Annotated in this window: 18 protein-coding genes, 1 pseudogene and 1 riboswitch; of the genes and pseudogenes, 8 read left to right on the top strand and 11 right to left on the bottom strand. The window is 46.6% G+C overall.

The features are described from left to right. Positions 1-6 precede the first annotated feature (6 nt). The 3 genes from ACWQXP_RS22295 (at position 7) to ACWQXP_RS22285 (ending at position 2,778) form a co-directional block, all read left to right on the top strand. Complete coding sequence (locus ACWQXP_RS22295; protein WP_454065086.1) at positions 7-411, top strand: SxtJ family membrane protein; 405 nt, start codon at positions 7-9, stop codon at positions 409-411. A gap of 13 nt (positions 412-424) precedes the next feature. Continuing rightward, positions 425-577 (top strand): DUF5989 family protein, encoded by a 153-nt coding sequence (locus tag ACWQXP_RS22290; protein WP_454065085.1) that lies wholly within the window; start codon positions 425-427, stop codon positions 575-577. A gap of 731 nt (positions 578-1,308) precedes the next feature. Further along, on the top strand, positions 1,309-2,778 hold the full coding sequence (locus ACWQXP_RS22285; RefSeq protein WP_454065084.1) for a lipopolysaccharide biosynthesis protein: 1,470 nt from the start codon (positions 1,309-1,311) through the stop codon (positions 2,776-2,778). Between the two features lie 78 nt (positions 2,779-2,856). Here the strand turns inward: ACWQXP_RS22285 and ACWQXP_RS22280 are convergent, their stop codons facing one another. The 7 genes from ACWQXP_RS22280 to ACWQXP_RS22250 form a co-directional block, all read right to left on the bottom strand. Beyond that, positions 2,857-3,879 carry a polysaccharide deacetylase family protein gene (locus ACWQXP_RS22280; RefSeq protein WP_454065083.1) on the bottom strand — a complete coding sequence of 341 codons (1,023 nt, stop codon included), beginning with the start codon at positions 3,877-3,879 and terminating at the stop codon, positions 2,857-2,859. A 187-nt stretch (positions 3,880-4,066) separates the two neighbouring features. Next, the gene (locus ACWQXP_RS22275; protein ID WP_454065082.1) at positions 4,067-5,257 is read right to left on the bottom strand and encodes a hypothetical protein; all 1,191 of its coding nucleotides are present in this window, start codon (positions 5,255-5,257) and stop codon (positions 4,067-4,069) included. 9 nt (positions 5,258-5,266) lie between these two features. Further along, complete coding sequence (locus tag ACWQXP_RS22270; RefSeq protein WP_454065081.1) at positions 5,267-5,863, bottom strand: arsenate-mycothiol transferase ArsC; 597 nt, start codon at positions 5,861-5,863, stop codon at positions 5,267-5,269. 716 nt (positions 5,864-6,579) lie between these two features. Beyond that, entirely contained in the window at positions 6,580-7,743 is a 1,164-nt protein-coding gene (locus ACWQXP_RS22265; protein ID WP_454065080.1) for an NAD-dependent epimerase/dehydratase family protein, read from the bottom strand. Then, positions 7,740-8,792 carry a Gfo/Idh/MocA family protein gene (locus ACWQXP_RS22260; RefSeq protein ID WP_454065079.1) on the bottom strand — a complete coding sequence of 351 codons (1,053 nt, stop codon included), beginning with the start codon at positions 8,790-8,792 and terminating at the stop codon, positions 7,740-7,742. Before ACWQXP_RS22260 ends, ACWQXP_RS22265 begins: the two co-directional genes overlap by 4 nt. 126 nt (positions 8,793-8,918) lie before the next feature. Further along, positions 8,919-10,130, bottom strand: a complete 1,212-nt coding sequence (locus ACWQXP_RS22255) for a glycosyltransferase (protein WP_454065078.1) — start codon at positions 10,128-10,130, stop codon at positions 8,919-8,921. 304 nt (positions 10,131-10,434) lie between these two features. Continuing rightward, entirely contained in the window at positions 10,435-11,274 is an 840-nt protein-coding gene (locus ACWQXP_RS22250; protein WP_454065077.1) for a sulfotransferase domain-containing protein, read from the bottom strand. A 623-nt stretch (positions 11,275-11,897) separates the two neighbouring features. On the opposite strand from ACWQXP_RS22250, the gene ACWQXP_RS22245 reads away from it, so the two are divergent. The 5 genes from ACWQXP_RS22245 to ACWQXP_RS22225 all read left to right on the top strand — a co-directional run bounded on the left by ACWQXP_RS22245 (position 11,898) and on the right by ACWQXP_RS22225 (position 19,083). Beyond that, on the top strand, positions 11,898-13,214 hold the full coding sequence (locus tag ACWQXP_RS22245) for a nucleotide sugar dehydrogenase (RefSeq protein WP_454065076.1): 1,317 nt from the start codon (positions 11,898-11,900) through the stop codon (positions 13,212-13,214). A 262-nt stretch (positions 13,215-13,476) separates the two neighbouring features. Next, positions 13,477-14,508 carry a hypothetical protein gene (locus tag ACWQXP_RS22240; protein ID WP_454065075.1) on the top strand — a complete coding sequence of 344 codons (1,032 nt, stop codon included), beginning with the start codon at positions 13,477-13,479 and terminating at the stop codon, positions 14,506-14,508. Between the two features lie 64 nt (positions 14,509-14,572). Further along, a complete protein-coding gene (asnB, locus tag ACWQXP_RS22235; protein ID WP_454065074.1) occupies positions 14,573-16,507 on the top strand; it encodes an asparagine synthase (glutamine-hydrolyzing) in 1,935 nt (644 codons plus the stop codon). Then, positions 16,504-17,694 (top strand): TIGR03087 family PEP-CTERM/XrtA system glycosyltransferase, encoded by a 1,191-nt coding sequence (locus ACWQXP_RS22230; protein WP_454065073.1) that lies wholly within the window; start codon positions 16,504-16,506, stop codon positions 17,692-17,694. Before asnB ends, ACWQXP_RS22230 begins: the two co-directional genes overlap by 4 nt. A gap of 285 nt (positions 17,695-17,979) precedes the next feature. Continuing rightward, complete coding sequence (locus tag ACWQXP_RS22225) at positions 17,980-19,083, top strand: SGNH/GDSL hydrolase family protein (protein ID WP_454065072.1); 1,104 nt, start codon at positions 17,980-17,982, stop codon at positions 19,081-19,083. 274 nt (positions 19,084-19,357) lie between these two features. Here ACWQXP_RS22225 and ACWQXP_RS22220 read toward each other — a convergent pair whose 3' ends face one another. The 4 genes and pseudogenes from ACWQXP_RS22220 to ACWQXP_RS22205 all read right to left on the bottom strand — a co-directional run bounded on the left by ACWQXP_RS22220 (position 19,358) and on the right by ACWQXP_RS22205 (position 25,609). Then, positions 19,358-21,466: a hypothetical protein gene (locus tag ACWQXP_RS22220; RefSeq protein ID WP_454065071.1), complete on the bottom strand. Its 2,109-nt coding sequence runs from the start codon at positions 21,464-21,466 to the stop codon at positions 19,358-19,360. A gap of 84 nt (positions 21,467-21,550) precedes the next feature. Next, a complete protein-coding gene (locus tag ACWQXP_RS22215) occupies positions 21,551-23,056 on the bottom strand; it encodes a hypothetical protein (protein ID WP_454065168.1) in 1,506 nt (501 codons plus the stop codon). 21 nt (positions 23,057-23,077) lie between these two features. After that, a pseudogene (locus ACWQXP_RS22210) lies at positions 23,078-23,821 on the bottom strand (InlB B-repeat-containing protein); the annotation flags it as partial. A gap of 76 nt (positions 23,822-23,897) precedes the next feature. Beyond that, positions 23,898-23,981, bottom strand: a riboswitch (cyclic di-GMP riboswitch). A 254-nt stretch (positions 23,982-24,235) separates the two neighbouring features. Continuing rightward, positions 24,236-25,609, bottom strand: coding sequence for a hypothetical protein (locus ACWQXP_RS22205; protein WP_454065070.1), 1,374 nt, complete (start codon positions 25,607-25,609; stop codon positions 24,236-24,238). Positions 25,610-26,084: the final 475 nt, after the last annotated feature.

Genomic DNA, 26,084 nt, shown 5'->3' with positions numbered 1-26,084 from the left:
CAAACGATGAGTTTTGATCCTTCAACAGTCACAACAAAACAGCTACGGGGTTTTGGCTGGCTCATGGGTGGGCTATTCTTGGTCATTGGACTGTGGCCGCTAGTGGTGCACGGGACTGGGATTCGTATCTGGAGTTCCGTCGTGGCGGGTCTATGGGGAACCATGGCACTAGTTTGGCCAGCAGGGTTAATGCCCCTTTACCGGGGATGGATGTGGTTTGCCGAAAAACTCGGGTGGTTTAATACGCGAGTGCTACTGGGAGTGATTTACTATGTACTTGTGACGCCGATTTCTCTGTTAATGAGAGTGCTGGGGAAGAAGCCATTACACTGTCACTTTGATTCAGAGAAATCCAGCTACCGTGAAGTGAAAGCTGCGCGAACGCCGGACCATGTCGTGAAGCCATTTTAAGGAGGAGAAGAGTATGCAGGAATTTGTATCAGAATTGTGGGACTTTATGCGGGAGCGCAAGAAGTTTTGGCTGGCGCCTATTCTGATTATGTTGTTGTTACTCGGCGGATTGATTGTGTTAACAGAAGGCTCTGCTGTCGCACCCTTTATCTATACGCTGTTTTAATTGTCAACAATACAGTCAATTCAAGGGACTCTTCCATATTGTTTCACTGCTCGGCTTAAACAATATGCCGAAGAGTTCCTTGACGATTTCTTTTTGACCGAGAGTCCATATGTTCATGGTGCTATTGGTGCTGTTTAACCCGGTCAAGTTCATTGCTCGTAGATCATGGTGATTGATTCTCGGTTCATTTTCTCGTTATCCCACCGTTCATTTATCATTCCCATATAACATTAAAGATCTTGGCTACCTGTGTGTGGGGTGCTGATTACGCAGGTTTTCGTATCATGAACATATCAGCTCACGACATGTTCTTGAATGCTTACTTGTAATCTGTGATGCGTTTCAGGAGAATTTTGAGATGTGTCTGAAGTTGAGAGATAGACGTGTCGAATAGGGTTTCAATTACTTTTCTACCTGATTCATGCCAAGCCGTATGCTGTCAAAATCATGTACGGTGATTTACTGTGACTCTGTTCTCAGACTCTTCAAAGTCGTCATCTGGATTATTTTGATCTACTAGCCGGTAGGTTAGGTTTAGGGAAACGCGTGTGCATATTGTGTCAGTCATTTCACGGTGCTTGATGCAAGGAGAGAAGGGAGTACACTGTGTATTCAACGGTATGCCTGCCGTGTTCAATGTTGAGAACGGAAAAGGCTGGGCCCCTGTCCTCATTGTTGTGAAGCGAAGCAGTCATGAAAGTGTCGACGGTAGTTTGAAGAAGGGATAAAAATTGTCGCCTGCAAAACCGTTAGCGGAAATCTTGTTAGGTGGGGTCGCATGGATGATGGCCATGCGTTGGGGAGTGAGACTTATCGGATTGATGAGTACCGTGATCCTGGCTCGACTCTTGATGCCAGCAGATTTCGGTATTGTCGCTATGGCGATGGTGTGCGTTGGCCTCATCAATCAATTACTTGACTTCGGTTTAGAGTTTGGATTGCTTCGCAACCCGAATGCCGAACGAAAACATTACGATACGACATGGACGATTCGTTTATTACAGATGGGAGGCGTGGCGGTCTTGTTAGCCGTTGCTGCGCCATTCATTGCCTCCGGTTATGAAGAGCCCAGAGTGATGCCAATCCTTTGGGTGATCGCGTTTGGGGCTTTTGTGCGAGCGTGGGAAAATATCGGTACCATAGATTTTCGAAAACACTTGCAGTTTGATCGTGACTTTAAATTCAATGTCTATATCAAACTAGGTGGATTTCTGGTGACGATTGGGTTGGCGTTCTACCTGAGAAACTATTGGGCACTGGTTGTGGGATCGTTGTTTAACCATTGTGTCGCGGTGGGATTGAGTTTTGTCATGTCATCGTACCGTCCGCGTTTTTCATTAGAAGCCGTGGGAGAAGTATTCTCATTTTCGCAATGGATGTTGGTACGAGGATTCGCGAATTATATTTTTGGTCGAGGAGATGAGATTATCACGGGGAAGATTTTTGGCTCAATCGGGTTGGGCTATTACGCCATGGCTAAGAATGTGTCTTCCATGGCTACAGCTGAAATTGTTCAGCCAGCCTCACGTGCGTTTGTTCCGGGGTTTTCCCAATTTGAAAATGAACCGAGTCGGCTAGCCTCAGCCTTTACGAGGGCCATATCTGGGATGGCCCTCGTTGTGGTTCCCGCTGGGCTTGGACTGTCAAGTGTTGCGCCAGAAGTCGTACCGATTTTACTGGGCCATAAATGGTTGGAGACTGTACCGCTTTTGCAACTTGTGCCTATTGCCGAAGTTGTGATGGCATTACATGGACTGGCGGGGAGTCTAGTCATTGTGATCGGACGGGTGAAGCTATTGGCAGCTGTGGCCTGGTTACGGGCTCTTGTAATGTTGGGGTGCGTCTATCTTGGTTACCAATTTGCCGGATTGATCGGTGTCGTGTACGGCATGATTGCGAGTGCTACGTTTTCTTTTATCGTGTTGAACAGTGCGGCAATCAGTGTCAGTGAACTGGAGTGGGGACGTATTATTCGTGCTGTCGTCCGCCCTGTGGTCGCAGGTGCGTGCATGATGGGGGCAATCTCCTGGGTGGGTGCTTTTTTCGCTTTTCCCTTGTTGGTCTTATTGATCGTGAAAATGCTTGTTGGGGCCGCAGTCTATTTGTCTGTGATTGGACTATTATGGCGAGCCTTTGGTGGGACAGAAGCTATAGAAACAGAACTTTTGAATATGATTCGACAGAAACTGAAATTAGGTTAATTCCAAAAGGCCTTACATTACATCCTGAAAGGTGAAATATTGTTCTGCTTGAATGAGTAGACGTATTTCACAGAAAAATTATCGTGCCATCATCTTGCGCATGATATGTGCGAACCCGCTGATTTCGGCTTCAAAAACGATTTGTGGGGTTGTTTCTGAATCAAGAAACCGAGTCCAGGCCAATGGTGAAGTGTTTGGTGAAATGAGGCCAGGCTCACAAGTCGTCGCAGTATGAATTTGTTCTTTCTCTAGGATGGGCCAGAGAGCCTGTGACCATTCTCCACTCGGATAACATAAATGATGAAGGGACCGACCGGTGATTGGTTGTAGCACGGCCCGGTTGTCTTCAAGTTCTCGTTTGACCGCGGTGCTATCGGGAGGAAGGTGATGACGATGGGTGTGCAATTGAATGTCAAAGTTTTGCTGTGAAAGGTTTGCCACCTCTTCTTCTGTCATCAGGGATAGCCGTCGTGAGGCGACAAGTTCCTCAAAGTCAAGATTGAGTCGATGGGCGATCTCTCGTGCGAGATCGACTCTTCCTGGTTCGTCGAGGATTGTTTCCCCATGATCAATGATTCGTTGTATCGTTCTTTCTCCATCCAATCCTTTTGTTGCTTTAGAGGCGCTCCTCTCACCGACTAAGTCAGCAATCTGAATTTTCACCATCGATGTTTTCCAGAAAAAATATTGAATGGCTAAACGAAAAATGGGGTTATGATGCAGGACATAATAGGTGGTGACGTAAATAGTAGCGGTAAAGCCCATTTCATGAAGAATTGGGACAGCGAGGGCAGAAACACTGTGGAATCCATCGTCTATGGTAATGACAATTTCATTTCCTCTTAAATTTCCTTGACGTAAGAGCGCAAGAGATTCATCCAGCGTTACAGCGTGATATCCTGAACGCTGGAGCCAACGCATGCGTTGCTTAAATAACTCCGGACTTTGAAACAACTTAGGCCTGAAAAGATGCTCGTCCGTGAATGAAAATCCGTGAAAACACAAGATTCGTAAGTATTGTTTCGTTAAATGGTTTGAGAGTGTGAATAGCCTTGTTTGCTTGGCGAGACTATAAATACTATTTTTGATCGACATTTTCATCTTTTCCTACTCATGAATGAACGGGAGAGGTCAAATTTCGGGAATCAAAAAATGTGAGTCTGACACACGATGAAAATTAAGATGATGATATTCGTATCACCAAAGATTGTTGGTCTCAATCGTACAAAACGGCAGATCCATATTCGGCTGAGATTATAACGACGACCAATCGTATCATGTTAGTCCTTTAAGACATAAAGCGACGCAGAGAGTGAATCATCATTTTTAAATATAACGCGCGATCGCCTGGAAAGTTGAGGTCGGAAAATATTTTTGGATTGATGCCAAGTGATCCAAACTCTAAGCATATCGATAATTTTTTGGCAATCGAAAATGATGGATCTTTCAAGCAGGAAAAGACATATTCGACCTCACGGGGAAAGGTCAGTCGACATTGAATGAGGGGATAATCTGTGGCCGGAGGGTTGACATGCCCAAATATCGCATCGACTAAAAATCTTGGGAAATCAATCCCCGCAAATAACGCTAAATGGAGAGAACCCCAAAATCGGGAATTGAATTCCATCAAAGAAAATTTATCACTGACAGGGTCCCAGCGATATTCAAACATCCCCACGCCTTCCCAGCCAAGATGTGTGGCTCTCAATTTCGCATCAGCTAAGATCGCCTCGTGTTTCCAGGCACTTCGCAATGAAGACACTCCCCCTGTATGCGGGACTTCGTGAACACGGCGATGCATGAATTCTCCTAATATCGCACCTTGCCATTGTGATAAGAACACTCCCACTCCAGCACCCTGTACATATCCTTGAATGAGAACCTTTTGGTAGCGCTGGCGTAGCTGCTTGAGTCGTTCACTGGCTATGTGACTGGTTCGACATTTAATGACATCTCCAGAACTCCCATCTCGGGCATACACCGCATCAACTTTGAGGAACAATGGTTCCCCAAGCATTTGTAGCTCACTGTTTGATGGTAATGCATCATCTTCCCCAAGCAGAGCAAACGGTGGTAAATGATCCTGAAAGCCTCCTTCTATAGAAGCTTGGAATAAATCATATTTACTCAATGCCTGATAGACTAACCGTTGGTTTTTGGGGGTTGGCAGGAGATGCTGAAATTGCTGAAACCATGGTCGAATGGCTAATAAAAAGGCCTCTGAAGGAATAATTAAGTCTATGGTTTCTTGATGGAGGATCTTGCTCAACCAGGCGATGAACTTTTCATGGTCATCATATGACGGTTGCTGATGTGCGACTTCGCAATAAGAAGAAGAAAAGCCTAATGCGTCTTCGACAGGAGATGTCGAGACCACGCGGTAGCCGGCTCGACCAAGAGAGCGTATAACTGCAAGGGAACCAATTGCATGAGCTTCGGTCACCAATATCGAAAGGCTGTTTCTCCAGTTATCCTTCAATGCTGTTCCTCATGGCTTTGTCGGGGTGAAATGCGAGCACATCTTTGCTAGGGCCAAGTCAATACGATGAAAGCATTGTTCAAAATACGCATTGGACAAACCGTATGGGTCATGAAAGTACACAGCCCAGGATTGTGGAGACCATAATCCTAGCAATGTAACCTGGACATCATTTTCCTTAAAATATTGATCGTAGAGCGAGTTGGCATGATCGGGTTCGAAGGCGACAAGCAAATCGCCAGATTGCAATGAGACTTCTTGAATGTTCTGACTCCGATGAGTCGTAAGTTGAATGCCCCGACTACTTGCTGCAACTTGTGCGCTTGAATTTGCAGGGTTGCCTGACTTGGCTTTTAGGCCGGCTGAAATGGTGTGTCCGCCCAGCTCACGAAACTTGAATTCAGCATACGGACTGCGACAGATATTTCCATGACAGACAAAAATCACCCTTGAAACCGTGAGCCAATTAATGCGCCGATAGACGGAATACCCACCCAGCATCGCTTTAGCCGAAAAGAATGAATTTCTTAAAAACGCTTTTTTCCCACCGTAGGCATCGGCGAAGTATTCACCGTGTTTTTCCAATGAACGCTGTGATGCTAGCATCTCCCTCACCTTCTTTCTCCACTTTTAATATTCTTCAACCTCTCAGAGTCATGTTGCAACGGGAGTTTGTGAATTCTTGCTGGTGTGCTGCAATTTCATGGGTACTATAGTGTTTATGCATATATGAAAAGAAATGTACGATTATCACAATTCATGGAATGCTCCTAACGTCTTATTTCTCAAGGAAGTGAATATCCGAAGTGGTTTAAAAAAGACCCGAATTCTCCCCATACACGTAAGTGAGACATATCTGAGAAAATGGAGAACGTTGGAATAATGGAGCTGTTAGGGTGTTTGCGGTGATGATATATGTCTGCTCACAATTAACAAGAGTTATCTCCGACGAATTGATAGGTCAATTCAACCCGTCATATCAAGGTCTGTTACAACGGATGACCGTTTCAATTATCTTCCGATCTATGAGGCGTATGACTTTGCTGACTTGGCTACATTAACCGATACTCTAGAAAACAGGGTTTAACCTCGGGCTGTCTATTCCGTTATACCAGGATTATCAACGATCGTAGTCTCGGTCGCTTTAGGAAGTTACTTGGATTTGCTCATGATATAAGAATACCTGCTGACGAACTGAAATAAAATACAACATGTGCAGAAAAGTGGGTCTTGGGGCAATAGTCGAGAATTGAAGAAGGAGTGCCTAGTATTTGACCGGTGATTCCCAGAGGATCGTTGCCCCAGACTGTCAGCATACATTCTTATGCAAGCCGCTTCAAAATGTTGGCAAATTCAGTATCATATCCTCTCATCGTATTGTGCCAGTTGATGTAGGCATTCATACTCTCATGAAAGGTAAACTCAGGGGTATAATTCAATTCTTTCTGTAGCAGGTCACAGGAATGATACACGCCTCGCATCTGAGCCGAGCAGAACTGCCAATTTATCGGTGCTGCATTTGTCACTTTGGCTATGACGGTCGGGCCTTCTATGCTCAATCTGACCTTTTCTTCCATGTCCCCAGGAAGTTTTCCGACAAGTCCACGAAAGAATAAGTCCACTTTGCAGAGCAGAGGGTCTAAGCGCAACGCTTCACGAACATTGCTGCCCACAAGGTGTTTGAAAGATCTTAATGGATTGTAGGATATGTTGGGGACCCTGGTATGCCGTTCAATCTCCTGCTTTGTGATACAAATGGTTTGTGTTTTTCCGGTCAGGGGCAGGAGATGCTCTGCGAGTTCTGCCCACGTTGTGTTGTAGTTATCTGTCACAAAGTACCGAGTCCCGTCACCCTTGCCATGAAATAAGGCCAATTCGATGGCTTTCGCGAGATTGGCCACATCGACAGTGGCACATGCTGTCTTGCCGTCATCTAGTAATCCGAATTGGTCTTGTTTAATCATGTTGACCAGGCCATTGAGTAAGTAGGAACTTGGGCCAATAATATTGGGAGGACAGAGGATGGTACTTGGTAAACCGGCTTGCGCCGCGGCTTGGACTAACTGGTCTTGCTTCAACTTCAGAATTCCATAGGCATTGGTTTGAGGGTCAGGCCGAGCCGTTTCATGAACAGAATCTGGTGAAGGTTTATCGCCATAAATGAGGACGCTACTGATATGGACAAATCGTTGGACCTGAGCGTGCTTGGCTTCTTCTAACAGGTTTTTCAGTCCGTCGATCATGACATGATCAGTGCCGCGCGTGCAGTTGACGACATGTGTGACGCCTTTGAGTACGTTTTTCACCTGTTGGCGAGATAAAATATCAACTTGTTCAAGCGTGAGGTCGAGACGTCGGAATAAACGCCATGCGCTTCCATCTGAATGGATCACGGCTAAAACCTCGACATCGTTCCTGGCAAGTAAACGTTCAATCACAGCCGTACCGGCAAACCCTGAAGCTCCAAAGACCGCCACTCGCATCATTGAGTCCTCCCATTCTTCTCATACCACGTATCTGGTAAGGCTTCTCGATGTTGATAGGCTTTGTCTAGGAGCTGTAATGATAAAAGTCCTTCTTCGGCTGAAACCATAGGTTTGTGATTGAGTTGACAGCTGAGCGCAAAGTCTTCTATTTGCTGTTGGAACTGAGAACCGGCTGAAATCTTTCCATTGATTTTACTCAGATTAATAGCCAAATCAGGCTGCTCATAGGGGTATAACACCAGGTCTTTCATATTATCAGGCAGTAAAACATGACCTTTTTCTGTATCTAACACTAACCCTGATGGCAAGGCGGTTGTTTTAGAAAAATGAACGTATCCAGAAATTTGTTCATCACCTTGTCCAAATTTCATCAACATTCTCGCATTGGCTTCGGGGCCGCCTAAGGAGTCATCCTTGAGCTGTATGTTGTCAGGAAGTCCAAACAGATGGATCATACGATCAAGGAAGTGGGTGCCCGTGACAACCAGGACGCCACCACCGATATTTTGGCGTTTCATGAGATAGTTGGAAAACGTGGCCCATCCTCCAGGGGTTCCAAATTGATAGGCAAACTTTTTGACTTTTCCAAAGTATCCCTGCTCGAGTAAGTCTTTAAGCAATTGAAAGTTTGGATAAAATCTTGTGCAGTACCCGACAGCCACTCTTTTCCCAGATTGCTTTTCCGCTTCGATAATGTCTAGGCCTTCTTGTAGGGTTGATGCGAGCGGTTTCTCGATGAGTACATGAATGCCGTTGCGTAAACATTCAATGGCCAGGGGGGCGTGAAGGTGGTTGGGTGTGGCAATGAGTGCACCATCAACCTCACCTTTCATATCTGATATCGATGAGAGTATTTCCACTTCAAGTCCGAATTCATTCGCAATTTTTTGTGCTCGGCTTATCTCGGGGTCCACAAACGCCACAACCTTCACTCGCGGTGATGCTAGTGCGGCTGGAATATGTGAACCGTATGAAATTTTCCCTGTCCCAATGATGGCAAGTTTAAAGGGAGAGAAGGACATTTCAGATGTTTGTTGGTCTTTATTCATAAGAGTATCAGTGGCTGATCATGGCTTTTGGATAATTGATCGATGGGAGATAAACGATTTCCTTTTGGTTGCTGGTTCTACACGTTCGTATGGATTTTACGAAACCCCTTGTCGATATCTAGTCAATCAACCAATTGATGAAGAATAGCATGCAGTTTTCTGTTCCATCAGGTTATGAATGAAATGTTCAAATTTATCCACTCGGTTTTCCCAGTCATTTTGCCGGGCATAGTTTGTTCGTTCTATCGACGTTGAAGCTGACGTGCCATCAAGGTTTCGTTGGATCGCATCGATCCATTCGTCGACCGTATGGCAAATATCAATATATCCTTCAAAATACTGCTTGATCGGAGCCGTGTATGCAGAAACAACGGGTTTTCCAGACGCCAAGTATTCATTGATTTTCAGTGGATAGGCGGCAAACATCCATGATTCTTTGGTGCTGAGGTACGGAGCAATCTGAATGTCCATTAAATCCAAACAGAATGGTATATGTTCTTTAGCAATTTGCCCGACATAGGTCACATTCTCTCGGTGGAAAAAATCTTGGTACGACGTCCATTTTTTTTGATCTGATTTCATCGTGTTATTCATCACACGTCCAATAAACACAAAGTGGCAGCGAGTAAATTTCTCGGCTAACTGATTGAGCAATACATAATCAAGTTTCCGATTTATAGTTCCTAGATATCCTATTCTGGGGCCAGGGATTTCTTCGATGCGAGTTGAAATGTCAGATGGTTGCCGTGCATTATCAAATGATGAAATGTCAACACCATTTTCAACGATATGCCGTTCAATTGTGGGGTTTTTGATCATTTCATCCCACACGGTATGGTTGACGGCCGTCACGAGGTCAGCCATGTCGACGAGTTGTTCATGGTAGGTATTTTCATCCTCACCGATAAAATTATACGCATCGAACATATGATAGAGAACATAAGTCGGATTTAATTCTTTGACATATGGGAAAAATGACGGATTAAAGCAAAAGACAATGAACTCATCGTTTGGGTGTATGGACAAGATCTGCTTGAGCTTTTTGCAATGATGTTTCACGGCCCATCGATCGGCCAGGGGAATTTTATAGTTCCTTGGCAGAATTTTCCCTGGCTTGTACAGCCGTACATCATCTTTCTGTTCCTCGTGGCCAAAGTATTGAGCATTGGTACATTGATGAGAGTACAGGGCGCCGTTGGAATAGAGGACCGGCCAGCCTCTTTTTCCCAGTCGGGATAGCGTGTGTTGACGTCCTGCCCATTGGCCGTCCCAGATCGTATGCGAAAAAGCAATAATGGGTAATTGTTTTTCTTCCCATTTTCTGCTTAAGCAGCTCATAGAAATGGAGTATCCATCAGGGGTGCTTGTCGATTATTCAATGTCATGGAATCGGGTTTGTCGCTGGTTATCGTTTATAGAGGGTTATCGGCCTTTGCCCGATCACGCTTGAGAGTCTTCCCTCAACTGGATTGTGAGTTCTTGCTCTGCATCATGTATCGTAACACCATATTTCCTCCAGTTGTAGAGGTCGTGCGCTGGCTTAGCGCCCCCTTTAAGCGGGGTATAAGGAGCAGGCAGTTTTTTCGCAGAGACGGCTCGCCTTCGTTGTTGATCAGTGAAGAAGGCGAGAAGGGAAATGTGACTAAGAAAAGCCCCATTTCTCGACATGAAAGCCATAATGCTCCTGAAACAAACGCATGTGGTCTTGTAATTTGTTATGAATAATGGCTCGTTCTTCTTTTGATAGTTGTTTTTTTTGACTAACTTTAGCGACGGGTTTGTACAGTCCTTTAAGAAGTTGTTTGGCCGATTGAGGTAACAAGTTTGTCACAGACTTAATATGGGGGTGCATATTCAGGAAAACTTCAGCTTGCGATAATTGGTTTGTTTTATGCTTCACTTCATCAACTATTTCTACATCAGTACTGTTGAGATGTAACCTGTCAAATACGGAAGTGAGAAGTTGTGCCGGGTTGGAGACAAGCTCATCGAAATCAAGCACCAGAATATTTGTGACTCCAAAATGCTCCCGATAGGGTTCTAATTGCATGGAGTAGTCTGAAATACTTACGTACCGGTCATCAGTTATTGGCAGCTTCGGGTCAAACCATTTTTTATCTAGGGAAAAGTTGTAATCCGACTCAATGCGTTTAAATGGATCTCTGACGACATACAAAAAGGTAGGGGTGATTCCATAGGCCTTTATTTTGTGGGCGACATTCGGTTCAGAAGGGTATTTGGTGTACCCAGTCGAGGCCTCAAGCACATAGGTATGTTGATCTGGATTATAGTCCCATAAATCGGAATAGTGCTGGACGCTGACTCCGTGCCCTTGATTTTCAGAAAAATATTCTGGCTCTTTATGAACGCATGAGCAAATCTTGGGGTGTTGAGCGAGATGCCAGTACAGAGTCGTGGTGCCGCTCTTCATCGCACCAATAATCATGATATAGGCATCGTTTGGAATGATGGACTTGGACATACTGGATACTCAATTGAAGGAACGGCATTTGCTGGTTCCCGATGCCACGATTTCGACGAATAGAAATTTAAAATAGGCTATAGAAAGGCGAGAGCAGAAAATTACCAAAGACGCAGCAGTGTGTCAATTATGTCAATAATGTTGAGTTTCCTGGTGAGGGGGGGGCGTACAGTGACGTTCTCGCTCTCTTCATCTACGAATACATCAATTATGTCCTGTGATGTTTTGATTCGCAAGTACTCGGCTGAGACGCATTGAGTCCCGAGTCAGGGACGGCACAATGGAGCAAGTCCGCGTGCCTCGATGCACCATCTCAATTCTTTCACTTTCTGTAATCCTCCTATCTAGGCTTTATCCCATGATTTTCAGTGAACATTCTTAAGAAATTGATCCTTAAGAGAAACGGCCTGAACGATTTCATGATGAGTCCAGGATGGTATACTGATGAGGTCTTTTCCGCTATGATCGAAGTAGGGAACCTTTAAAATGGCATAGGATGGACGTTAATGAATTACGTGGTTCTTGCCGATATATGACACGAGAATAGACAATGAGTGGTCTCTGTTTGGGATCCTATCCTGACAACGTTTGGCCTTGATTTTATAAAACATAAAGAGGAAGTGATGAACGTCAGCATTTTTGGCCTTGGATATGTCGGAGCCGTATCGTTGGGTTGTCTCGCCCGAGATGGACATGCGGTTGTTGGAGTCGATTTGGATCAAACGAAACTCAATTTGATACGTCAAGGTGCCACGCCCATTATCGAAGAAGGCATGGAAGAGCTAATGAGCCATGCCGGTTCGTGCGGCCGCGTGGATGTCACTGATAATCCTATGGATGGGGTGCATCGTTCAGAGGTGTCCTTTGTGTGTGTCGGCACACCGGCACGTTCAAATGGCAGCCAAGACTTATCGGCCATACGGCGGCTCAGTGAGCAGGTCGGGCAAGCGATGAAATTAAAAGTCGGATACCATGTCTTTGTCATTCGATCGACGGTGTTTCCAGGGACGGTAGAAGAAATCATTACACCCATTATTGAAGAACATTCCGGCAAGCAGAAAGGACAGGATTTTGATGTCTGTTTTCAGCCTGAGTTTCTTCGAGAGGGATCCTCTATTAAAGATTATGATCATCCACCGTTGACGGTGGTGGGTACGGACTCATTACGTGCGGAGAAGGTGTTGCGTGATCTGTTTGGGCATTTACCGTGTGAATTCATTGTGACGTCAATCCGAACGGCAGAGATGGTCAAGTATGCCTGCAACATCTTTCATGCTCTCAAAGCGACATTTGCGAATGAAATTGGACGACTCTCACAGGCGATGAGCGTTGATTCGCACGCCGTGATGGATATGGTGTGCCGTGACACGCGTCTCAATATTTCTCCTGCCTATCTGAAGCCTGGGTTTGCGTTTGGAGGTTCGTGTTTACCCAAGGATCTAAAGGCCATGCTCTATGTGGCTAAAACCAGCGATGTGTCGGTGCCGATGCTTTCGAATGTTTTGACAAGCAACACCATCCATATCGATCATGCCATTGATGCAGTATTGAATTATGGGAAAAAGTCTGTTGGATTAATTGGGCTAAGTTTTAAGAGTGGGACTGATGATTTGCGGGAAAGTCCATTGGTGGTAATGGCCGAGCGCTTCATTGGAAAAGGACTTGATCTTCATATTTATGATCCTGAAGTGAATGTGGCAAGACTGATGGGGGCAAACCGTCGTTTTATTGAAGAGACGATTCCTCATATTGCTTCATTAATGACCAAAAATTGTGAATCCTTGGTCGAAAAGGCTGAGGTTCTCATCGTTGGCTTAAGCGACAAGGCGATCATGGATGTCCTTGTTCGCACAACTCGGGATGATCAAATCATTCTCGATCTTGTCAATATTCCTCAAAAGGACCGTATTCGCGGGAAGTATCAAGGAGTCTGTTGGTGATACGACTTCTGCCTGCATGGATACGCTACGAGGCGTAACGAACGATATCACTGACTCTCAGGTTCTTCGCGTTGCCTGTTCCTATGATGTATCTTCGAGGTTTTTAGCGTTTCATACGACCTATGAACCATTCTCACATCTGGACTTTCTTAGATCCTCATTAACAGTGGCATTTGCGAGCATGTTGTTCTGATTTGATTCGTTTCGTATACGATGGGGATGCTGTTGAACGTAAGAGTGGTCTCGTCTGCTCGAGAGTGTGATGAAATTTATTGTTGGTTTCGTTGCTGTTGTCCTTCTTTTTGAAGGTGCGATACGTATTCTGATCGGTGCCCCACGGCCGGAGCAATTGCCGTTAATTCGCGTCCAACCAGATCCTAGGTTTGGATATAGACCGATACCCGGGGATCAACATTACGGCTATGATGAGCTCACAAAGCTGAATGATTTAGGTTTGCGAGGAAAAAAAGTTAATCCTAAACGCCTTGACGAGCATCGTATCTTAGCGTTTGGAGGTACTCAGGTTTATGGGCTAGGAATTGCTGACGCAGAACTTTTCACGAATGTCCTCGAAGATCATCTCAATCGCGCCGATCATGCAGGAACCTATCGAGTCATTAATTTTGGTATCCGAGCTTTTACCCTCCGTCAGCAACTCAATTTACTTGAAGAGGTTGGCGTCGATGTGGCCCCTGACCATGTGATGGTATTTCTTGATATGTACAGTATGAGAGAGATGGATATTCCAAGATATTATCGACAAATCGAAGCACGGGACTGGTATATGCTTGATCTGGCTGGGAAGCCCGATGGTCGAGTCTTGGCTCAATGGTATGTGAAGCAGGCCGCGCGTAAGAGCGCGCTTGTTGCATGGCTGCACAGCCTCTATAAAGACTGGAATCAGCGATCGAGTCTTGCTTCGAAGGTCTTACGTGGTGAAAAGGATGCTCAGGTAGATCGATGGCTGAGGTTTGTGACCACTCAAGTCGATGCGTTTATCGCCTCGGCGAAGGCACACGGGTTTACCTTGAGTTTTATATTGCTCCCGTTTCCTTCTCAACTATCAAATGATCAACCGACTCGGTGGTATCAGTCTCACCTTCGTGACATTGTGACCGCGCGAGGGTTGAGATTTTTTGACTTGCAAGAGCCTTTACGCAAATTATACAAGCAAACAGGTCGTTTACCTGTCGCACCGTTTGATGCGCACTACAGCGCTGCGGCTCATGACGCCATTGGTCGCTATCTTTCCAATGCGCTATATGAAAATGCTGTGGTTCCTGTTGAGTCGTGATAAAGGCATGAACCCTAAGTATCTGATCTCGGTTATTGAAAGAACAGATTAAAGGTAATTTCCAATGTGTGGAATCTACGGACTTTTGAGTTTTTCCGAACATAACCTGGAGGAACCAAGTGTTCTCCAGCGTATGGGTGATGCCATGGTCCATCGTGGCCCTGATGATGATGGTGAATATGTGGGGAAAGGGGTTCTCCTGGGTATGCGACGTCTTGCGATCATCGATGTGGCGGGAGGGCATCAGCCGATCTCGAACGAAAATGGAACCATCTGGGTCGTGTGTAATGGTGAAATTTATAACTTTCGAGAATTACGAGAAGAACTTCGCGGATTAGGACATACCTTCAAAACCGGAACCGACAGCGAAGTGGTCGTTCATGCGTATGAGCAGTATGGGGATGACTTTGTTTCCCATCTGGACGGTATGTATGGGTTTGCCCTGTGGGATGCGACTCGTCGGCGACTCCTGGTGGGTCGAGATCGACTCGGCATCAAACCGCTCTATTATCTGAATGACGGTTCACGGTTAATCTTTGCATCGGAAATCAAATCAATCTTAGTGGTCCCAGGGGTCAGAGCCGAACTCGATCCGATGGCGCTCAGAGAATACTTGACGCTCGGATATACGCCAGCTCCATATTCCATGTTTCGTGGTATTTGTAAGCTGCCGCCTGCGTCGCTCATGGTGTGCGAGAACGATCATTGCGAAATTCGGTGTTATTGGCAATTTCCAGATACTGTCGATCATTCGATGAATGAGCGAGACTGGGCGGATCAGTTAATTGAGGCATTCGAATCTGCCGTGGTCTCGCAAATGGTCAGTGATGTGCCTCTTGGAGCCTTTCTCAGCGGAGGGATTGACTCGAGTAGTGTGGTGGCAATGATGGCGAAACATAGTACGAAACCGGTGAAAACGTATTCGATCGGATTCGAAGATTCGGATGGTGGCCAGTACTACAATGAGCTTCCCTATGCTCGGAGAATCGCCGAACTCTTTGGCACCGACCATAAAGAAATTCTGGTTAAGCCTGACGTCGTACAACTGCTTCCTCGCCTTCTCTGGCATATGGATGAGCCGATGGCCGATGCCGCATTTATCACGACCTATTTAGTTGCGGAATTTGCCAGACGCGATGTGACCGTGATTCTTTCAGGCGTGGGAGGCGACGAGTTGTTTGGCGGCTATCGTCGGTATCTTGGCGAGTATTATGGTCAATATTATAATCGTATACCAGGGTGGATGCGTCGCCATGTGCTGACACCGCTTGCTCATCGTCTTCCGAGTGATCGCCATTCCCCACTCCTGAACTTATCGCGCTATGCACGGAGTTTTATGCTCTCGAATGAACTCTCATTTGATGAGCGATATCGTACGTATGTCCAAGTGTTCAGTCGGATGCAGCGGAGTCGCTTGCTTCAAGAGCCGTATGACATGGAAGCAGATTCATTGGGTATGGTGTTATCGGGGTCGGGAAACGGTGACGCTCTGCGGCGTCTTCTTCATGTGGATATCGCGACCCAATTGCCCGATGACTTATTGTTGCTCACCGACAAAATGACCATGGCGACTTCTCTGGAATGTCGGGTTCCGATTCTTGATCAACGGCTCGTTGAACTTTCCGCACGTATGCCATCTCGATATAAGATTCATGGACGGCATCTCAAGCATATTTTGAAAGTTGCATTTAAGGGGATCCTTCCGGATGATATCCTCTTTCGTAAGAAACGTGGATTTGGCGCACCCATGGGAGCATGGCTCAAAGGTGCCCTTTCACCGCTCCTCAGGTCTGTTCTTTCTAAGGAATCGATTCAACAACGCGGGGTATTTGATTGGCATGAAATTGAGCAAACCATCGCCCTGCATGAGGCCAATAAAGAAGACCACACCGATCATTTGTTAGCGTTGATGAACTTTGAGTTGTGGAGCCGCATGTATCTGGATGGGCAGTTGCCGGTTGATGTGGCCGCCCAACTTCAGGACGAGTTAGTGCATTGAATATCTTTTATCTTTGTCATCGTTTCCCCTATCCGCCTAGTCGGGGAGGAAAAATACGTCCATTTAATATGATCAAGCATATGAGCGAGGAGGGGCACAACGTGACGGTGGCGTCCTTAACTCGTTCTGATGAAGAATCGAAAGCGGCTTTGGGTATCCGCGACTATTGTGATGATTTTATGTTTGAACAAGTGAATGCCTCGTCCGCCGTTCTCCGCATGATTGGCAGTATCCCCACAGCATCCCCCGCGAGTATGGGATATTTTTATTCGCCTCGTCTCAAGCGTCGAATTGCAGGGGCACTTGCTGAACGTCGATTCGATCTCATTTTTGTTCACTGTTCCTCTGTCGCACCTTATGTGGCCGATGTACGGACCATTCCAAAAATTCTGGATTTTGGTGATATGGACTCGCAGAAATGGCTGATCTATTCGAAATTTCGTCGCTTCCCCATGTCACTCGGCTATCGTCTTGAAAGTGTGAAACTTCGAAAAGCTGAAGAAGATCTCGCTAAAAATTTCAATATCTGCACTTGTACGACCAAGGCCGAGCTGGAGACGCTGAATAGCTATGGCGTGTCCGTTCAGACCGATTGGTTCCCAAATGGTGTGGATACCAAATATTTTTGTCCCATTGAAGACCCCTACGATCCGGACGTCATTTCATTTATTGGCCGAATGGATTATTTCCCAAATCAACAGTGCATGATGTGGTTTTGCCAAAACGTCATGCCGGCCATTCGTGAACAGCGACCCAACACAAAACTGTGGATTGTGGGTGCCAATCCTTCGAGGGCCATACGTGCTCTGGAGAACCTCCCAAATGTGACGGTGACGGGGTCTGTGGAAGATGTGAGGCCTTTTATTTATCGATCTGCCGTGAATGTCGCTCCTTTATCCATCGCGCGAGGGACGCAGAATAAGCTGCTTGAGGCCATGGCCATGGGAATCCCTGTTGTCACGAGTGAGCAGGCTGCTGGGGGAATTGATGCGGTTCCCGGAGAAGATTTTCTGACGGCTTCGACCGTTGAAGGCTATCGAGATGCGGTCCTTCGTCTTCTGAATAATCCGCAAGACCGAGATCAGTTTGCTCGCAGTGGTCGGTCGCGTGTGTTATCGCACCACAGTTGGAAAAACTCGATGAACAAATTGGATATGTTGATTGAAAAATGTTGTGAATCCTCCTGAGGTGCCTCGGTATTCCTATCGCGATATTTCCCTTTGACCTTTCCCATCATTCGTCCTAGATACCCTGAGTTTGACTTTAGCTATCGTTTCATCGTCTCAATGCGTATTCGCTGATCTTAGTTGTTTTCTTGTGTTATGTTCTGAATGGGTGCCTTGATGACAGGCGTTTTTCTCTGTCTTCATGGTATTGCCATGTTGTTGGATTGGATGATTTTTATAAAATCAGCTTATCAAGGGAGACTAGGGTGAAGACTGAAAATTTTAAAACAGTTGTTCGAGAAAGTCATGAGTCGTAAATTGACACGTGATACGACAAAGCTGCGTTTGGGTATTGCTGCAGCTTTTGTCAGTATCTTGATTCTGGTTGTCCTCTTAGAAACAACTGTGCGTGTTCGACAGTGGGTCAAGTACGGAACGGCGACCACCTCCGTCCAAAGCTTTACGGTTGATCAACAGACCGGGTTACGTGTGCCTAAGCCAGGAACCAAGACGGGACGGATTCAAGTCAATTCATTGGGGTTTAGGAGTCCAGAATTAGAGATGCCCAAGCCTCAAGGTACGGTTCGTCTTGCTTTTCTGGGTGGATCAACGACCTGGTGTGCGGAAGTCAGTAGCAATGAGATGACATGGCCTCATCTGGTCTGGAAAGAACTCAAGACATTATACCCTGAGGTTAGGTTTGATTATCTCAATGCTGCCGTTCCTGGATACTCGGTCGGAGAGTCCCTGTTGACCTTAGAGCATCGTGTGAAACCGCTTTCGCCGGATGTGATTGTGATTTACCATGCCACCAATGATCTCAGCTATATCACTCGGAAGTTGGCTAGGGCTCAGGGTATTTTCTCTGGAAGAACTGAAGATCCTAGCTGGCTTGCTCAGTGGTCTCTGACCTGGTTCCTCATTGAAAAAAATTTAGAATTGAATGAACGACAAAACAAAGCCAAGGAAGGTACGGCTCAACTTTTATTTCAGTCTACTGAGATCGCACAGGAGTTTTCTGAGCAGCTAGAGGCACTTGTGGATGCGAGTCGCTCGGTGACGCCTCTTGTCGCGCTGGCAACGTTTTCCCACAAATTTAGGAACGAACAAACCTTGGAAGAGCAACTTCAGGCGATGAATACCTCTATTTACTATATGCCCTATATGACACCACAGGGGCTATTTGATGCTTTTGATGCGTTTAATGCCGTCATTCGTGAAACGGCTAAAAGGCGCCAGGTTCTCTTGATCGGAGGTGAGAATCGTATTCCTGGCGATGATCAACATTTTAATGATTCTGTACACTTTAAAGATGCAGGCAGTCAGGCTATGGCTGTGCGAGTGACTGAGACACTTAAGCAGTCATCGCAGTTCCAAGATTTACTCAAGATGGTCCCTTCATCTCCTTGAACTTCCAACGTTTGATGTGGGACATGACGCTGGGTTACTTGAATACCTGACATCTAAAGGATACCGTCGTTACGATAGATTACCCATCAGTTACGCTTGGTCTTTGCCCGATCGTATTCAAGGGCTGACTCGACGGGAACTTATTGGGATTTGTTTGTTGACCGTTTGTGTTCGTATACGGTACATGCGTGGGGCATTCATACCCCAAGCATGTACCGAAAAGGATGGAGGAAGAGAGATTGTTCTTGATGGCTTAAGACACAATCATCAATGATCAGTCCGGTAACTTTGTGTGGCTAATAATAAGTTGATCGTACCAGACGTACCCAACTGGATGTGTTTGGCTTTTGTTTTTATTGGTTTGATACGGAAGGAACCAGAGTTTGCCGTATCCTTTATTATTGCGAAGCTTGATTTCGAAATCAATTGTTAAGATGCTGGGCTTCCCTTCATGGGATACCCATAAACGAACACGACTCTTTTCCCCAGGTTGCCCGTGTTTGAGAGCAACTTGAAAGGTCATCCATTCGTCAGGAACATATTCAACGCATGTCGGAGAATTTTCTGGCCAATCAGATCGGAGGCACGGTCCCGGTCCTCCAGGCTGGTAGTCAAAATCATAGCGTCCGACTCTGGTGACGAATCCATCATTAAATCCACAGGCATGATACATGTTCGGATACCCGTGTTGATTCGTATCAACGAGCACAATTTCATTGCTGGAGCATGAGAACTCATCAGCGGCTCCGATCATGCCCTGCTTCCACCCGGCACCGGGGTCATATTTTGTATTTAGAAAACTCGCAGAAAATCGTTGTTTCCACTGAATGAACACTTCTTGGCCCGGACCGATTGATTGGCCGTTGAGAAAGTCCGCAAAGCGCACGTGATATTGCCCGGACCCGCCGCTCCCACTATTTGATGGAACGGTAAACTTTAAGGTGCCATCGACGATTTCTGGACAGCCTTTAGTGGGATCACTCTTCAGTTTTTCGCACCGTCCGTCATTCGATGTGATGGCCTCTCGCAGGTCGCTCTTGTCGGTAGGTAATGGATCATTAAAATCCTGACAAAAAATCGTTGTACTTTGTTGGCAGAGCATAGCAAATTCGGCTCCAGGCAATCTTGGCGTTTTTGGTGGATTCTCTGTTGGAAGTGGGGGCGGTGGGTTCTGAGATTGAACGACTACCAGCTTGGTTGGAGAGTTCGGTGCGACGTTATCCCCAGAGACACTGTCTTCGGTATCCGGAGTCGATTCAGCTGTGGGTGGAGCTACGGGTGTCCCACCTTGAGCGTGTTTGTACAACCAGATTGTTGATTTATCGCCAGCATAATCCCCGTACATGATTACGCCATATGTGTTAATTGGCACGACGAAGCCGTCGACGGTATTGGCTGAGGAACGATTGAGTGCACTTGGTCTGGTTGCCTCGTCGTCTATGACGCTCCACGTGTTTGTCTTAAAGTTAAACGCATAAAACTTCCCAATATTATTCAATACCAGAAGGTCTCCCGTTACGGGATCGATGGTAATCAGTCCGCCTTCTTTGGCATGAGGGAGCTGTAAGATGGTTGGCGCATCTGGTAATTTTGTAATCACTCCATTTGCGTCCATCTTGCACCAAGATTTTGACGTAGGAAATCCTGAGGCACTCGTATTGCCCCCACCGAAGACGATGGTATGGGTGATGGGATTATAGGAAGCAAAATTATGGTACCACCCTCTTTGAGGTTGCCCTGGTCCCTGAAAGCATTCATATTTTTTAGAGGCGTACACGCTCCAGGTGTCTGAATCGTAATCATATTCTCGAATGGATCCGTTGGAGCCATCGAAGACATACCATTTTTTGCGTTCGGGGAAATATTCAAGCGCATGCGCAATGCCACCCCCATTGGGCCCCTGGGCCCCCTTCCTCCAAGTTTTTTGGGTAATATCGTAATGATAGATGTTGGTAAAGTTTGGAGTAATTTTCACAAATCCTAAGAGACGATGTTTGGGCGAAATCGTGTTGTGATTATACCCGTGTCCAAGTGAAGACTTTTGACCCATGACGAGGAGATCTCTTGTCCAGGTATTCGATGCATCCGTATAAATATGTAGTTGTGAAGAATTGTAATGTCCTGATCCGAGAAACAGCACTTGCTTGCCGATAGGATCCCAGGTGGCTTCTCCCATGTACTGGGTAGACCGCGCGTTGTTCCCGCCTGGGTACATTAAATAGCCTGGTGTAAATCCGTTTGTTTTCAGCTCAGCCCATGTACCTGCCGGCATAGCATTCGCCACATCCCCAAGCTCGCTCGCCGTGCTTGGTTCTGAGGCAAAGCAAATCAATGTTGTCAGCAGAAGCGCAATTGTTTGTCGTTTTACTTTTATCGTTTTCATAGTCTTCCTTTAAAGCCGAGTTCAAATAAAGCCTAATGCTACAAAAAGTAAACGATGTCTGGTCCAGCGTTCCCTAGGCTAGGCCTAGGGGGCAGGAGTGATCGTGATATAGTTTAAGATGACATGTTGTCCTTGTCGTTGCAAGTTGACGGTCAATTTTCCATCGCTGACGGTTACAGGGAAATCGGTAATGGTGAGAAATTCATTGACTCGTGTTCGTACATTTTGGATGACTGGCTTCCCCTCTACCGTAATGTGATGTGGCCCCTGAGCATAACTCGGATCACCACTGGCGAGAGAGACGAGATAGTTGCCATTGGCAAGGTTATATTGCCAGGTGGCGGTACTGCCTTTGTCGAAGTGAATAAGGGTATCTCGAGACTGATTGCGATGGAAGTTTCGTTCGCGGGTATTGACGCGAGTGGACCAGCCGTAGCCGCGGCTGCTGGAATACTGCGACCCATCATCCTTGATGAATCCTTTAGGAGTTGAGGCCGATGATGGTTGGAAGTTGATGGAGACGGCTTCGCCTCCCGAAGGCGTTCCGCCTGTAGGGGGCACTCCAGGGTTCGAATCTTCTGGGGCAATACGGACATAATTCAGAATGGTCTTTTGACTGCCTCCACTGCGAGTAAGCCGAATGTTCAATTGACCATCGGAAATGGTTACTGGGAAATTGGTGACCGTTTTAAACTGATTGACTTGTGTCGTGACATTATTGATAGCGGTTTGTCCTTCAACCACGACATGGTGTGGACCTTGTGCATAGCTGGGATCACCACTGGCGAGAGAGATAACGTACTTCCCGTTCGGTAGGTTGTAGGACCATGTCGCCGAAGTGCCTTTGTCAAAGTGGATAAAGGTATCTCGTGATTGATCTTTGTGGGCCTTGCGGTCACGGGTATTGACGCGAGTCGACCAGCCATACCCACGGCTGCTGGAGTATTGCGACCCATCATCCTTGATGAATCCAGACGGAGTAGAAGACGATGACGGTTGGAAGTTGATGGAGACGACTGAGCCCCCAATAGGTGGTACGCTCGGTGGAGGTACCGGTACAGTATTCGGATCTGCCGGGGCAATACGGACATAATTCAGAATGGTTTTTTGACTGCCTCCACTGCGAGTAAGCCGAATGTTCAATTGACCATCGGAAACGGTCACTGGGGAATTGGTGACCGTTTTGAACTGATTGACTTGTGTCGAGACATTATTGATAACGGTTTGTCCTTCAACCACGACATGGTGCGGACCTTGTGCATAGCTGGGGTCACCACTGGCGAGAGAGATAAAGTACTTCCCGTTCGGTAGATCGTAGGACCATGTGGCCGAAGTGCCTTTGTCAAAGTGGATAAACGTATCCCGCGACTGATCTTTGTGGGCCTTGCGGTCACGGGTATTGACGCGAGTTGACCAGCCATACCCACGGCTGCTCGAGTATTGCGACCCATCATCCTTGATGAATCCAGACGGAGTAGAAGACGATGACGGTTGAAAGTTGATGGAGACGACTGTGCCACCAGTTGGTGGGTTAGTAGGAGGGTTTGACGTAGCTACGAATGTGGCGGTTACGGATTTCGCGGTACTCATGGTGACGACACATGAACCAGATCCTGTGCAGGCTCCATTCCATTTAGAAAATGTTGACCCGGATTTTGGTGTGGCTGCGAGAGTAACGGATTGTCCTTCAGTGAAAGATGAATTGCAAGAACTTGTGCAGCCAATACCGGCGGGAGCACTTGAAACGGTTCCATTCCCTGTGATTGAAACGGAGAGGTTGTGTTGGGGTTTTGTCGATTCTACAAATTTTATTGTTACAGACTTCGCGGCGTTCATGGTGACGACACAGGAACCTGATCCGGAGCATGCTCCTCCCCAACTGGAAAACTTCCAATTTGACTTTGGCGTGGCAGAGAGGGTAACGGACTGTCCTTCAGTGAATGATGAATTGCAGGAGCTTGTGCAGCCAATACCGGCGGGAGCACTTGAAACAGTCCCATTACCTGAGATCGAGACAGAGAGATTGTGTAATACGTTTTCCGCCTGTGTACTCACTTCCGCAGAAGGAGAACTTTCATTTCCCGCTTCATCATATGCGGTGACGGCAAAGTAATGTTTTTTTGTCGAGTCAAGGTCTTCCTTACGGTGAGACGTTTTATTGTCTACATTGTCCGGAAACCCATACACGCCAGATGCTGTGCCGTGATACACATTATAGCCGGCGAGATCCTCTTCCTGGTTTGGGGCCCACTCTAAATCAACATCTTTTTCAGCGGCAGAAACAGTTGGGGAAATTGACAGTAGTAACCCAAAGGCAAGAACGATAGCTGGTATATTTCGGCTCCAAGTGAACATATGAGGCCCCTCCTTAAGTAGAAAAATCGAAGAAGGCCCCATTTCCGCGGGGTGCTGACTGAAAATCTGCCCTTCCTTCGGTGTCCCGGCTATCAGATGCGAGTTCATCTGACCCGTGGTTTTGCGTCCCTACCTCGCGGTAGGTTTGCCCTTATCGGGAAGGAGCCTTCATAGTTATGACGGTAGACGTTGTGAAGTTTAGATTATCATGTGTATTCCTGTCCTTATTTTTTCGTGTTCACAACTAGATGAACATTGTGTTCCATATGAATAAATATATCGGCCATCTTACAGAACACTTTAGTTGCTCCATTGCTTCATCTTCTCAGGACTTCTCATCGACTCTTCAGTCTTGCTAAGAGTTAGTGTTCAGTCTCTCTGGAAGGTGTGTGGTCAATCGGGGCTATTCAATTGTTATTGAGGTGCAATACGGACAAAATTGAGGAGTGTTTTGCTACTGCCGCCTGAGCGGGTGAGGCGAATCGTCAGTTGGCCGTCAGAGACGGTGACGAGACGATTGGTGACGGTGGCAAATTTATTAGCTTGCGTGGAGACATTATTAATGACGGTGATGCCTTCGACTTGAACATGATGTGGCCCCTGATGATAGGTTGGATCACCGCTGGCAAGTGAGATGTGGTACTGGCCATTGGGCAGCGTATATTGCCAGGTCACGTTGGTGCCTTGGTCAAAGTGAATGAGTGTATCCAGTGACTGATTGCTCGATCGATTCCGTTCACGGGTGTTGACGCGGGTCGACCAGCCATAGCCGCGGGAGGCGTTGAAGGGGGCCCCGTCATCTTTAAGGAAGCCCGCCGGTGTGCTGGCAGAAGCCGGTTGAAAGTTAATGGAAACGACTGAGCCGCCTGACGGTGGGGGAGGCGGGGGAGGTCCTGGGGCTGGCGGTGGCGGATTCGACCCCGTCGACGCAATACGGACAAAATTGAGGAGTGTTTTGCTACTGCCGCCTGAGCGGGTGAGGCGAATCGTCAGTTGGCCGTCAGAGACGGTGACGAGCCGGTTGGTGACGGTGACAAATTTATTGGCCTGCGTGGAAACATTGTTAATGACGGTGATGCCTTCGACTTGAACATGATGTGGGCCCTGATGATAGGTGGGATCGCCGCTGGCAAGTGAGATGTGGTACTGGCCATTGGGCAGCGTATATTGCCAGGTCACGTTGGTACCTTGGTCAAAGTGAATGAGTGTATCCAGTGACTGATTACTCGATTGATTACGTTCACGGGTGTTGACGCGGGTCGACCAGCCATAGCCACGGGACGCGTTGAAGGGCGCACCATCATCTTTGAGAAAGCCCGTCGGTGTGCTGGCAGAAGCTGGTTGAAAGTTAATGGAGACGACAGAGCCGCCTGGTGGTGGGGGAGGCGGGGGAGGTCCTGGGGCTGGCGGTGGAGGCGGTGGTGGTGTGGTTGAGCCAGTCGTGGTTCCTGAAACTTCGTTCGAAGGCGCACTTTCGTTTCCTGCGACGTCGATAGCTGTGGCAATGAATGAATAACGTGTTTCGTCTGTTAGTCCTCCTATTGTTTGAGAAGGGGCAACAGGGTTCGATGGAAAACCAGAAAATGCTGGGGCTCCATAATTGGTCGAGGGCGGTATTCGTTTGTAAATTCTATATCCTGCAAGATCATTTTCGTTATTAGGTTCCCACGTTAGTGTGAGGGAGGCTGCTTGACCATGAAGAGGAAGGGAAGAAAGTACAGCAACCAAAAACAATGTAAAGACTGTGAGGAAATTGGTTTTACACACTGAGGCAGTATGACTTGTCATAGTTCTCCGTGACTGATTCCAATTAAGATGTTTTGTGAAAATCAAAACTGAGAATAAAAAATTAGAAGTTAATGTTGATGCTCAATTCATACGATGGCATGCACCGTATGAGATAATTCCACGACCCTTGTGGCGGGTATTGCTAATCCATTTTGCGGAACCTTTTGAATCCCAGGCATTCTCCCAAGCAATTCATATGCCGATTTTACGTTTCCCGTATTTATTTCTTGAAATTAGGAAGTTATAAAAAACCGCAACAGTGGTGTTGTCATCATTGCATGAGAGAATTTTAATTTTCTGCAGGTCATGATGTTCATGTGTTATACGTAGTTTCGAGAATATGACAAAAGCGAATCTCACGATATCTTGAAATCGTGTTTTTCTAATATCGACTTTAATATTTACGCTAAAATACACGGTTTGGACTATGAGAATTGACTAGTCTGTGAGAGGTGTGTTTTCTAATGGGGCGAAT

Source organism: Candidatus Nitrospira salsa (genome assembly GCF_965152625.1).
This window is presented reverse-complemented; position numbering and strand designations above follow the sequence as displayed.